Below are 12,127 nucleotides of genomic sequence, written 5' to 3' on the forward strand. Positions count from 1 at the left end.
CATGTCCATTGCAGCCCTGATGTTTCCCGCCCTGTTTGTTCTGGTGCTGGTGGGTATTCCGATTTCCCTGTCCCTGACGGTGGTCTCCGCCGGGGCGGGCTTCATGGTGTTTGGCGAGAATGTCTTTGCCCAACTCTATGGCTCCTTCTATTCCGCCGCGACCAACTTCATTCTGGCCGCCATTCCGATGTTTGTGCTGATGGGGGCCATTCTGGAACGCTCGGGCATTGCCGAACGCCTGTTCAAGGTGATGCAGCTCTGGCTTGGTCGCCTGCCCGGCGGGCTTGCCGTGGCGACCATCGCCATGGGGGCGGTGTTTGCGGCGGCGGCCGGTGTGGTCGGTGCCGTCGAGGTGATGATCGGCATGATGGCCATTCCCGCCATGCAGCGCTTCCGCTATTCCAACAGCCTTACCGCGGGCACCATCTGCGCCGGTGGTTCGCTCGGCACCATGATCCCGCCGTCGGTCATTGCGGTGATGTATGCTTCGTTGGCGCAGATGTCGGTGGGGGAATTGCTGGCCGCCATGATGTTTCCCGGCCTGTTGATGATTGCCCTCTTCATCGCCTTCATCATTCTGCATGGTCTCATCTGGCCACCGGAGAAGACCGACGCCCATGAGGAAATGCGCGCCGTTCCCCTCAAGGACAAATTGCAGCTGACACTGACCTCGCTGCTGCCGATTTTCGCGCTGATCGTTGCCGTGCTCGGCTCGCTTCTGGCCGGTGTCGCCTCGCCTACCGAGGCGGCGTCGCTTGGCGCGCTGGGTGCCATTCTGCTCTGCATCGCCTATGGGCGCTTCAGCCTTTCAATGCTGCGCGAAGCCCTGACCATCACGGTGCGCATCTCGGCCATGATCCTGCTGATCGTTGCCGCAGGCACCATGTTCATGGGCACCTTTGCAGCCAATGGCGGCTCCAAGCTCATCCGCAATGCGGTGGAGGCAGCGGGCCTTGGCGAGGCTGGCATCATCATCTTCTTCCTCATCATCGTCTTCCTGCTCGGCTTTGTGCTCGACTGGACCGCCAACGTGCTGATCTGTGTGCCCCTCTTCACGCCGATCATCCGGCAGGCGGGTATTGATCCGGTCTGGTTCGGCACCATGGTGATCATCGTCATCCAGACCAGCTACCTGACCCCGCCGATGGCCTCCTCGATCTTCTATCTCAAATCGATCGCGCCGCCGGACATGACCTATGGTCAGATGTGCAAGGGCGTGGTGCCCTTCATCGCCCTCCAGATCGTCACCTTGCTGGTGGTTGCCCTGTTCCCGGCCATTGCCACCTGGTTGCCCGACCAGATCGTCGGCTTCTAGCCAATCCTCCGGTGTTTGGCCCGGCCTATGGTCGGGCCTGGACCGCCTGCCCCTCTCCTCTGCAGCCCGCCTTGTGTTCCATGAAGCCTTGGGATATCGTCGCGCCCAAGGAGAACCAAGATGAATTCAATCGTGCGCCCCAAGTCGCTTACCGAACTGGTGTCCGAAAAGCTCAGGGACATGATTGTCAGTGGTGAGCTTGAGCTGGGGTCGCAGCTCTCGGAAGTTCGGATCGCCAAGGATTTCGAGGTCAGCCGCACCCCGGTGCGAGAGGCTTTCAACCGTCTTGAAATGGAAGGCCTGCTGACGGTCTCCCCCCAGAAGGGAACCTTCGTCTTCTCCCTCTCCCCCCACCAGATCGCCATGCTCTGCGACGCCCGGGTATGTCTTGAGCGAACCGCATTGATCGCGGCGCTGGAGCAGAATCCGGACCAGCTCCACAAGCGGCTGGCAGCCGTTGTCGCAGAGATGACCGAGGCCCTCGGGGACGACAGAGTGCAGCATTATCTCTCGCTGGATGCGATCTATCATCAGTGTCTGTTCGACTGCTCTGGCAACCGTTTCCTTGACGATGCCTATCAGACCATCGCCAAGAAGATGGCAGCGGTCCGTCACCGCCTCGGCCACCATCCCGACCATCTGGAGAAATCCTACAAGGAGCATTGCGAGATTGCAGACGCTGTCAGCCGCAGGGATCTCGATGCAAGCCTCGCCATTCTCGGACGCCATATCGACCGGAAACAGGGCTCCTACTGGCAGCTGGCAACCCTCGACCAATAGAGGCCGGATGGCAGAACGCTAGAGGAAGTAGAGGAAGACCGCACCGGTCATTCCAATGGATATCAGGATCTTGAAGCCCCAGTCCGTGCTGCTTCCGGGCAGTTTCCTCGCCAGCGCCATGGCAATCAGGATGCCGAAGACACCCCTCAGAGACTGGGCCACGTTGGCCTCCAGAACGCCTGTCGAGCTGAAGCCGATGACCAGCAGATAGACGGCAATCACCCAGGTCAATCCAATCCATCGCGTGTCATAGACGATGCGCGCCGGAACCTTCATGAAAAACAACATCGGCGCCGCAACCAGCCCGCAGAAGATATAGTTGACCGACACCGTCAGGGCCACCTGATGGAGGATGGCCAGACCGAGGAAGCGCTTGGAAAAATGCGTGATTTCAATGTCCGACAGAGCATAGCCGACACTGGCAACAATCACGAACAGCGCAGGCCAGAGATCAAGACGTCCGGAGCGACGCGACAATGCATAGGCCAAAAGGATGATGAGTGCCATGGCCAGCAACTGATGCGACGATGGCATCCCCTGCCCCATGAAGATCGCCATGATCGTCAGGGTCGGGATCTTCAGTGTCAGCATCGGCGAAATCACTGAAGCATCGCTCTTGCGGATTGCCAGAATGATGAAATATTGCGCCACCGCATAAGGAGCATTGATCCGGACAAGCGAAACGAGATCCTGCAATTCCAGATAGCGCCAGACACGTAGCAGAAGGAAGGGAATGATGAGAAGCAAGGCCATCGAGACCTGTGTGGCCAACAGCATCCGGGTCGACCGATAGGACCACACCTGCTGGCAGCGTTGGGTCGCCACATAGTTGAGGGCAAGAAAGAAGGCACCGAGAAGACTGGCCGACAATCCAAGGGACATGCTGCAAGCTCACTGGCAAGAGATTTTGAACGCAGCAAGACATCCTCTCATCCCGGCCGCGGATGGGGCCCTAGAGGGGACCTCGGAATAAGGACCTCGGGATAAGGGAATGAATGTGTCCGCAAAATCTGGAGAAGGAAACGAACGACGAGAATTGGCATACAGTATGTCAACTCATCTTTTCTTGTCAATGAACGGGACTGCCCAGACGCAGAGATGGCACAGGAAACAGGCTTCATCGGGCTCGAACGCCTCGCTGTCTGCTTGGCCATCCCTCGCCGGGACCTTGCATCCGAAGCGCCGGATATAGCCCTCAGCAACCACGTTTGAGACTATCGGGCAAAAAATCGCGGAGAACACCCCGCAGCGTCCCCACGGCGGCGAGTCCCGCAGAACATCGGGAGGCATCCAGTTGCCCTGAAATTATGCAAATATCCAAAGAATTCATAAAGTGGCAAAAAAATGCGCATTTTCACAATAAGTGCCCAGTTTTGCATCCCCCGATAGCATAAGGGGAATTGCCTATCACCTCAACATACCGAAACTCTGCAACTTTATCGGTATCCCCGCCACCGACTTCATTGCCTTGACTTGCCAAAATAAACAGCAGTCGTCGCACTCCACATGGCCTCATCTTTTACACGCAGCTTGAGTTCTTGACATTGCATGGTTGAACATATTGAGTTCATTCAAACTCAATTTTCCGACTTATAAGAAAGGCCACTTCTGCTTTGGCGCAGATTTCAAAAAATCCTTCCCCGACACCCGATACGAAGGAAACGAACCGAACTCCCAGAGCCAGAATGCGCACGCAGTAATTTCCATGTTGAATACCAAGACACCCATCATTTTCGACGGTCACAACGACTTTCTTCTCCGCTTCTTCCGCAAGACCCTGACGCTAGACGCAGCCATGGCGGGAACCGACAAGGGCCAGATGGACCTGCCAAGAGCAAAGGCAGGCGGGTTTGGCGGTGGCCTGTTTGCGCTTTACGTTCCCAGCGACCTAGGTTCTGGCGGCAGAGGCAGCTATGAAGACAAGATGGACCAGCCGACCTATGACATTCCACTGCCCCCTGCCATCGCCTGGAATGATGCCATCAAGGTGGTTCTCTCCGAAGTCGCCACCTTCAAGAAACTGGAAGCAGCCGGTTTTCTCAAAGGCTGCACCTCCACCAAAGACATTCTAGCCGCCTTCGAGCGCGATGTGATCGCCGCCGTGCTGCACATGGAGGGAGCCGAAGCCATTGACGAGGAATTCGAGACACTGGAAGTGCTTTACGCTGCCGGTCTCAGGTCCATTGGACCGGTCTGGAGCCGCCCGACCAAATTCGGCCACGGCGTTCCCTTCCGCTACCCGTCAACTGGCGATACCGGTCCGGGTCTGACCGAGCTTGGCAAGAAGCTGGTCAGTGAATGCAACCGGCTCGGAGTCATGCTCGATGTGTCCCATCTCAATGAAAAGGGCTTTGACGATCTGGCCGCGATAACCGACGCTCCGATTGTTGCCACCCACTCCAACGCCTATGCCATCTGCCCCCACGCCCGCAACCTGACAGACCGTCAGCTCGGCATCATTGCCGAAAGCGACGGCATGGTGGGGCTCAACTTTGCCGTCGTCTTCCTGCGCCCGGACGGGCAACAGAATGTCGACACCAATGTCGAGCTGATGCTGCGCCATCTGGATCATCTGATGGAGAAGCTCGGCGAAGACCGGGTTGGCCTCGGGTCCGACTTTGATGGTGCCGATATTCCGCAGGACATCAAGGATCTGTCCGGCCTCACCACCCTGCGCGAAGCCATGCGCCAGCATGGCTATGGCGAGGCGCTGATGGCCAAGCTTTGCCATGAAAACTGGCTGCGCGTTTTGAAGAAGACCTGGAAAGAGGACTGAGGTCCCCTTCCGGCTACCAATAGAGGCAAAAAGCCCACGCAATCACCATCAAACAACAAATAATTCAATCAGAGGAAGATTCCAGAGGAACAGTGCTATGAAACATTTCAAGATTTCCCTTTTGGCTGCCGCCGCCGTCGTGTCCGTGGCCGCCATGCCATCCCTGGCCGCAACGCCGAAAAACATGCTCGTGGTTGCCCAGACGATCGACGACATCATTTCGTTCGACCCGGCACAGTCTTTCGAGTTCACCAGTAACGAAATCGACAACAACATCTATTCTTTCCTCGTTGCCTTTGACCCGATGAATCTCGACGCTGGCTACCAGCCAGACCTCGCTTCCAGTTGGGACATTTCCGAAGACGGCAAGACCATCACCTTCCACATTGTCGAAGGTCGCAAGTTTGCGTCTGGAAACCCGATCACCGCCAAAGATGCCGCCTACTCTCTGCAGCGTGCGATCAAACTGAACAAGACCCCGAGTTTCATCCTGTCCCAGTTCGGCTTTACCGCTGATAACGTCGACGAGAAAGTCGTGGCAACCGACGACTACACCCTTCAGATCACCACCGACAAGAAATACGCTGTTTCCTTTGTGCTGAACTGCCTGACCGCCAACATCGCGTCCATCGTTGACAGCAAGCTGGTGATGGAACATGAAGCCGATGGCGACATGGGCAACGATTGGCTGCGCTCCAACACCGCCGGCTCCGGCGCCTACATCCTCAAGAGCTTCAAGCCGAACGAAAGCGTCGTTCTGACTGCAAACGACAATTACTATGGCGACAAGCCCAAGCTGAAGCAGGTCTTCATCCGCCACGTGGCCGAGAGCGCCAGCCAGCGCCTGCTGCTTGAAAAGGGTGACGTCGATATCGCCCGCAACCTCTCCACGGAAGATGTGGCTGCCATTTCCGGCACAGAAGGACTCAAGGTTCAGGACGAGCTGCGCGGTCGTCTCATGTACTGGTCTGCCAACCAGAAAAGCGAGTATCTTTCCAACCCGAAGGTTCTCGAAGCCATGAAATGGCTGACCGACTATGAAGGCATGGCCAACAGCTTCCTCAAAGGCCAGTATACGGTTCACCAGACCTTCCTGCCGATGACCTATTTCGGCGCCATCGATGACAAGCCCTATCATCTTGATATCGAAAAGGGCAAAGCCCTGCTGGCCGAAGCCGGATATCCGGACGGCTTCGAAATCAATGCCATCGTTCGTGAAGCTCAGGAACGTATCGACATTGCCCAGTCCCTTCAGGACACCTGGGGCAAGGCAGGCATCAAGCTGACCCTGACCATCGGCACCGGTGCGCAGACCCTCGACAAATACCGTGCCCGCGTTCATGACATCTATGTTGGCGCATGGGGACCGGACTATTCCGACCCGAACACCAACGCAGGCACCTTCGCCCTCAACCCGGGCAATGCGGATGACTCGGGCAACACCGGCTATCTCGCATGGCGCAACGCCTGGGATATCCCGGCCTATTCCCAGCGCACCCTTGACGCGGTCGTCGAGAACGACGTCGACAAGCGCAAACAGATGTATGTCGACCTCCAGAAAGATTTCCAGAAAGATAGCCCGTTTGGCATCATGTTCCAGCAGATCGAGCAGGCTGGCATGCAGGCAAACGTGAAGAACCTCTCGCTCGGCGGCGCGGTATCTTCCATCGCATTCTGGCCGGTCACAAAAGACTGATATCTGATCCGGGAATATCATTATGGAAAAGACGGGTGGACAGCTTCAGCTGTCCATTCCGCCCATCGCAACGAAAACGATCTCGACTTTGTTCACGATCGTCATAACGATGGTCGGATTGCTTTTTATTACCTTCATCATCGGTCGCGTGATGCCTGTTGACCCCGTTCTTGCCATTGTTGGCGAGCGCGCTTCACAGGCCCAGTATGACGAGGCCTATGTCTCACTGGGACTGGACAAACCCTTGCTGGTTCAGTTCCTCATCTATCTCAATGATGTCTTCCACGGCAATCTGGGTGAATCCATCCGGACGGGCATGCCGGTGTTTGACGACATCAAGCGCTTTTTCCCGGCGACCATGGAACTGGCGACCATCGGCACGCTGATCGGGATTGTGGTTGGCATTCCGCTCGGTGTCCTGGCTGCAGTCAAACGCGGAACCTGGATCGACCAGACCGCCCGCTTTGTCGCCCTCATTGGCTACTCCATTCCGGTCTTCTGGATCGGCCTTGTCGGCCTGTTGATCTTCTACGGCATTCTTGGCTGGGTCGGCGGACCGGGTCGGCTCGATATCTTCTATGATGACGTGGTTCCAACCGTCACCGGCATGATCCTCATCGACAGCCTGCTCGCCGGAGACTTCGAGGTCTTCTCCAACGCCTTTTCGCACATCGTGCTGCCGGCCTGCATCCTTGGCTACTATTCGCTGGCCTATATCAGCCGCATGACGCGGTCCTTCATGCTTGAGCAGTTGAGCTCGGAATATGTCACCGCAGCACGCGTCAAGGGCCTCTCGGAAGCTCGCGTCATCTGGCAGCATGCCTTCCGCAACATCGGCGTCCAGTTGATCACCGTGGTGGCGCTGTCCTATGCGGGGCTGCTCGAAGGGTCGGTTCTGACCGAAATCATTTTCTCATGGCCGGGTATCGGCAGTTACATCACCACTTCCCTGCTCTCTGCGGATATGGCTGCCGTGCTTGGCGGCACCGTGATTGTCGGGCTGGTTTTTGTCTGCCTCAACGTTCTGTCCGATGTCCTCTATCGCCTTCTCGACCCCCGGTCGAAATAGAGGCGACCATATGGAACAGACACCAAGAGAAGACACCCAAAGAGAAGAAACCAAGTCATGAGCTTAGTACAACAAACAGAAAAGCAAAACATGCGCGCCTGGTTGCTGGCCGAGGTTCCGACATCGCGACACCATGCCCGCATGGCCGCCTGGTATCAGAACTGGCTGGCCCTCAAGCGCAATACGCTGGCCATGGCCGGGCTGGGCATTCTGGTCGCCGTGATCATCATCGCGATCTTTGCGCCCATCCTCGCGCCACACGATCCGTTCACCCAGGATCTGGCCAACCGCCTCAAGCCACTGGGCTTTGCAGACCACCTGCTCGGCACGGATTCGCTCGGCCGCGACATCCTCAGCCGCCTGCTCTATGGTTCGCGCATCACACTCTACATCGTCACGCTGGTGGCGATCATCGCCCCGATCATGGGGCTGATCGTCGGCACCATCTCCGGCTATGTCGGCGGCTGGGTTGATGTCGTCCTGATGCGGATCACCGATATTTTCCTTGCCTTCCCGAAGCTGGTGCTGGCGCTTGCCTTTGTGGCAGCGCTGGGCGCAGGCATCGAGAATGCCGTTCTTGCCATCTCGCTGACGGCATGGCCCCCCTATGCGCGCATCGCCCGGGCCGAAACCCTGACAATCCGCAAATCCGATTTCATCCAGGCCATCAAGCTGCAGGGCGCCGGTCCCATCCGGATCATCACCAAGCATATCTGGCCGCTCTGCATCTCGTCCATCGTCATCCGGGTCACCCTCGACATGGCAGGCGTGATCCTGACCGCTGCGGGCCTTGGCTTCCTTGGCCTCGGCGCCCAGCCTCCATCTCCGGAATGGGGCGCCATGATCTCTGGCGGCCGCAAGTTTATTCTTGACCACTGGTGGGTTGCCACGATGCCCGGTATCGCCATCTTCATGGTCAGCCTTGCCTTCAACCTGCTTGGCGACGGCCTGCGCGATGTACTGGATCCCAAGGAGAGTGGCCGATGAGCAATCTGGTTGATGTAGAAAACCTGTGGGTGCGCTTTCCCACCCGCACCGGTGTCTTCGACGCCGTGCGCGGAATCAGCTTCTCGCTGGGCAAGGAGCGCCTTGGTATTGTTGGCGAGAGCGGATCCGGCAAGTCGATGACCGGCCGTGCCCTACTCCGCCTCATCCGAAGGCCCGGCATCGTCGAGGCCGATCGCATGGAGATTCTCGGACAGGACATCATGGCCATGCCGGAAAAGGCCATGCGCCAGTTGCGAGGCAGAGACATTTCGATGGTCATGCAGGATCCGAAATACTCGCTCAATCCGGTCATGCGCGTCGGCGAGCAGATCGTCGAAGCGCTCTCCATTCACGAGAAGGTCGACCGCAAGCTGGCGCGCCAGAAAGCTCTGGACATGCTCGAAGCCGTCGTCATTCGTGATCCGGAGCGGGTCTTTGCCGCCTATCCACACGAGCTCTCCGGCGGCATGGGGCAGCGGGTGATGATCGCCATGATGCTCATCGCCAACCCCAAGATTCTGATCGCCGACGAGCCGACCTCTGCGCTGGACGTTTCCGTCCAGATTCAGGTTCTGGAAATCATGGACAAGCTGGTGCGCGAGCGAGGCATGGGGCTGATCTTCATCAGTCACGACTTGCGGCTGGTGTCCAATTTCTGCGACCGAATTCTCATCATGTATGGCGGGCGCATTGTCGAGATCTGCGAATCCGGCAAACTGGAGGAGGCAAAGCACCCCTACACGCGCGGCCTGCTGAACTCCATGCCGCAGCTCACCATCAAGAAAGACCGACTGGAAACGCTCGACCGGGATCCGGCATGGCGTGATCAGGAAAGCGTGAGTGGTATCCTATGAAGAAAGCACTGGAACTGATTGATCTCAATGTCTGGTTTGGCGAAGGAGCAGATCGTGTCGATGCGGTCAAGTCCGTATCCTTTTCCGTCAGGCAGGGAGACAGCTTTGGACTGGTCGGCGAGAGCGGATCGGGCAAGTCTACCGTTCTGCGCGCGGTCACCGGCCTTGTGCCCTATTGGAATGGCACCATTCTCGTCGACCAGAAGGAACTGGGGGCAAAGCGCGACAAACACTTCTACAAGACCGTCCAGATGGTCTTTCAGGACCCCTACGCATCGCTCCATCCCCGACACACGGTTGATCGGGTGCTGAGCGAAACCTTGCAACTGCACGGGTTCAAGGACATCGACAGCAAGATTCCAAAGCTTCTGGATGATGTCGGGCTGGGTGCCAGCTTCCGCTTCCGCTATCCCCATCAGCTCTCAGGCGGTCAGCGCCAGCGCGTTGCCATCGCCCGGGCTCTGGCACCTGAGCCCAAGATCTTGCTGCTGGACGAGCCGACCTCGGCGCTCGATGTGTCTGTTCAGGCAGAAATTCTCAATCTTTTGAGCGAGTTGCGTGCGGAACATAACCTGACCTACGTGATGGTGTCGCACGATCTGGCCGTTGTTGGCCACATGTGTGACAATGTCGCCGTCATGCAGCATGGCGAACTGGTCGAGATGATGACCGTAGACAAGATGCGAAACCAGCAGGCCGACCATCCCTATTCACGCCATCTGCTTGAAAGCAGCGCCCGCTATCGCGCATGATCCTTGCTCGGCTGACAGGATCAATACCGGTTCTTCAGGCAAGCCCGCCTGAAGAGTCTTGGCGCGTCCCATCATACGGCAAAGCAACCCCCTTGCTTTGCCGGCCCTCTCCTCCCCAATCCATCAAAACCGCATAGTAGAGCCTTGCATACCGTCTGGTCTTGGCGAGAACGCCCGTGACTGCGTTGAGCCCGATTCTGGCTCGACACGGCCACTCAGCCAATTCCATTTTGGAAAATTTGATATCGGGGCAGAATACGGAAACAGAGCGGCGTTTCACCCGAAGGCACATGGAAGGCTTTGGCAGGTATCCTTGCAAGCCCAGAGACAACGGACGTCATGACGACAGCCCGGAGTTCGCCGTTCTGCGACTCGGGCATCACCCAAAGACAGGAAAGAGTGCCAATAACAAAAAAGGCTGCCGAAGCAACCTTTTGTTTCCACCAAGGCAATCAAGCTTTCCAAGAGAAAACTTGGTGCGGCCGAGAAGACTCGAACTTCCACGGGAGTTACCCCACAGCGACCTCAACGCTGCGCGTCTACCAATTCCGCCACGGCCGCAAACCGTGTTTGATCAAGGAATTATCCTTGTTGGTGGCGTGTAACTATCAAATTAGATTTGACCACACAAGCCTATAAGATGGAGATCAACAACAAATGTGGAAAGTTGATGACAATCGACGAAAAAACTTCACGGCAAGGCGTCTCTATCACCCACCTCATGCCCTGCCTTGCGGCTAAATCGAAGGCTGGAATTAGCCTGAAATCCGGTGAATTCCGCGGATCGGACGCCATTCAGGGCTGCGCATCAACACCTTGGTGATGGAAATGCCGACTTTTTCCCCTCTCAGAATCACCTGTCCATGCGCAACGGGAATATCATTGGCCAGAATCAGACAATCATCCTCTTCATGGGCGTCCAGCTCGATGACGGCACCGCGTCCCATACGCAACAGCTGGTGAATCGGAATCGAGGTCGTGCCCAGCACAACAGAAATATTGATCGAAATGGAATCTAGATTAGCCACGACGCACCCTTCCGTGCTACCCACGGATCGACTATGAGAGACATTAACAGAGTGTTACCTTCATTGGTAAACGAAGCGTTAACGAAGTCTCCCAAACACAAGACGGAATTTGCAGGACCACAGATCTGACGCCATGACCCAGGAAAGACAAGACCAGACCAGAACCGACTCCGAAACAGCCCCCCTCGCCACCATGCTATCAAGCAGCCCCGAGCCGGTCGAGTGGCTGATATCAGATCGCCTGATTCCCTACACTGAAGCGATGGTGTTCATGGAAAACCGCATCGCCGCCATCGCCGAGGGCAAGGCGCGGGAATGCGTCTGGTTGCTGGAACACCCGCCGCTCTATACTGCCGGAACCAGCGCCAATCCTGCCGATCTGGTCGCGTCGGACCGCTTCGATGTCTTCGCAACCGGTCGTGGCGGCCAATATACCTATCACGGACCGGGGCAGCGCGTCGCCTATGTCATGCTTGATCTCAAGCGCCGCAAGCAGGACGTCCGTCTGTTCGTCCAATGTCTGGAAAGCTGGATCATCAACACACTTGCCGAGCACAACATCACGGGTGAGCGCCGCAAGGACCGCGTAGGGGTCTGGGTGTCCCGTCCGGAAAAGGGAGCCGGGGTGGAAGACAAGATCGCAGCCATCGGCATCCGCGTCCGCAAATGGGTCACCTTCCACGGCATCAGCCTCAACATCGAGCCTGATCTGGAGCATTACAGCGGAATTGTCCCTTGCGGCATCGCCCAGCATGGAGTCACCAGCTTTGTTGATCTGGGCTACCCGATCGCCATGTCCGATGTCGACATGACCCTGCGTTCGGCATTCGAACCGCTATTCGGACCAACAGCTTAGGACTCAAAAGCCGG

General features: G+C 57.2%; 11 protein-coding genes and 1 tRNA gene. 9 read left to right on the forward strand and 3 right to left on the reverse strand.

Annotation, left to right across the window (positions count from 1 at the left end; translation table 11 throughout):
• Nucleotide 1 precedes the first annotated feature (1 nt).
• Both DSL70_RS09965 and DSL70_RS09970 read left to right on the forward strand, forming a co-directional pair.
• Nucleotides 2–1,315, forward strand: coding sequence for a TRAP transporter large permease (locus tag DSL70_RS09965; protein ID WP_119307739.1), 1,314 nt, complete (start codon nt 2–4; stop codon nt 1,313–1,315).
• Nucleotides 1,316–1,435: 120 nt separating this feature from the next.
• Entirely contained in the window at nt 1,436–2,095 is a 660-nt protein-coding gene (locus DSL70_RS09970) for a GntR family transcriptional regulator (RefSeq protein WP_119307740.1), read from the forward strand.
• An 18-nt stretch (nt 2,096–2,113) separates the two neighbouring features.
• Here the strand turns inward: DSL70_RS09970 and DSL70_RS09975 are convergent, their stop codons facing one another.
• The gene (locus tag DSL70_RS09975; RefSeq protein WP_119307741.1) at nt 2,114–2,977 is read right to left on the reverse strand and encodes a hypothetical protein; all 864 of its coding nucleotides are present in this window, start codon (nt 2,975–2,977) and stop codon (nt 2,114–2,116) included.
• Between the two features lie 823 nt (nt 2,978–3,800).
• On the opposite strand from DSL70_RS09975, the gene DSL70_RS09980 reads away from it, so the two are divergent.
• The 6 genes from DSL70_RS09980 to DSL70_RS10005 all read left to right on the forward strand — a co-directional run bounded on the left by DSL70_RS09980 (nt 3,801) and on the right by DSL70_RS10005 (nt 10,229).
• Nucleotides 3,801–4,871, forward strand: a complete 1,071-nt coding sequence (locus DSL70_RS09980; RefSeq protein WP_119307742.1) for a dipeptidase — start codon at nt 3,801–3,803, stop codon at nt 4,869–4,871.
• Between the two features lie 97 nt (nt 4,872–4,968).
• Nucleotides 4,969–6,567, forward strand: a complete 1,599-nt coding sequence (locus tag DSL70_RS09985; protein WP_119307743.1) for an ABC transporter substrate-binding protein — start codon at nt 4,969–4,971, stop codon at nt 6,565–6,567.
• Between the two features lie 22 nt (nt 6,568–6,589).
• The gene (locus DSL70_RS09990; protein WP_119307744.1) at nt 6,590–7,636 is read left to right on the forward strand and encodes an ABC transporter permease; all 1,047 of its coding nucleotides are present in this window, start codon (nt 6,590–6,592) and stop codon (nt 7,634–7,636) included.
• A 57-nt stretch (nt 7,637–7,693) separates the two neighbouring features.
• Nucleotides 7,694–8,623 (forward strand): ABC transporter permease, encoded by a 930-nt coding sequence (locus DSL70_RS09995; RefSeq protein ID WP_119307745.1) that lies wholly within the window; start codon nt 7,694–7,696, stop codon nt 8,621–8,623.
• A complete protein-coding gene (locus DSL70_RS10000) occupies nt 8,620–9,477 on the forward strand; it encodes an ABC transporter ATP-binding protein (RefSeq protein ID WP_119307746.1) in 858 nt (285 codons plus the stop codon). The genes DSL70_RS09995 and DSL70_RS10000 overlap by 4 nt, the downstream gene beginning before the upstream one ends.
• Nucleotides 9,474–10,229 carry an ABC transporter ATP-binding protein gene (locus tag DSL70_RS10005; protein ID WP_119307747.1) on the forward strand — a complete coding sequence of 252 codons (756 nt, stop codon included), beginning with the start codon at nt 9,474–9,476 and terminating at the stop codon, nt 10,227–10,229. Before DSL70_RS10000 ends, DSL70_RS10005 begins: the two co-directional genes overlap by 4 nt.
• A 474-nt stretch (nt 10,230–10,703) precedes the next feature.
• On the opposite strand, the gene DSL70_RS10015 is transcribed toward DSL70_RS10005, so the two are convergent.
• Nucleotides 10,704–10,790 (reverse strand) — tRNA-Leu (locus DSL70_RS10015).
• 194 nt (nt 10,791–10,984) lie between these two features.
• Entirely contained in the window at nt 10,985–11,257 is a 273-nt protein-coding gene (locus DSL70_RS10020; protein ID WP_119307749.1) for a FliM/FliN family flagellar motor switch protein, read from the reverse strand.
• A 193-nt stretch (nt 11,258–11,450) separates the two neighbouring features.
• On the opposite strand from DSL70_RS10020, the gene lipB reads away from it, so the two are divergent.
• Nucleotides 11,451–12,113 carry a lipoyl(octanoyl) transferase LipB gene (lipB, locus tag DSL70_RS10025; RefSeq protein ID WP_245418175.1) on the forward strand — a complete coding sequence of 221 codons (663 nt, stop codon included), beginning with the start codon at nt 11,451–11,453 and terminating at the stop codon, nt 12,111–12,113.
• Nucleotides 12,114–12,127 lie beyond the last annotated feature (14 nt).

This window comes from Cohaesibacter haloalkalitolerans (assembly GCF_003574655.1).
Classification (GTDB): domain Bacteria; phylum Pseudomonadota; class Alphaproteobacteria; order Rhizobiales; family Cohaesibacteraceae; genus Cohaesibacter; species Cohaesibacter haloalkalitolerans.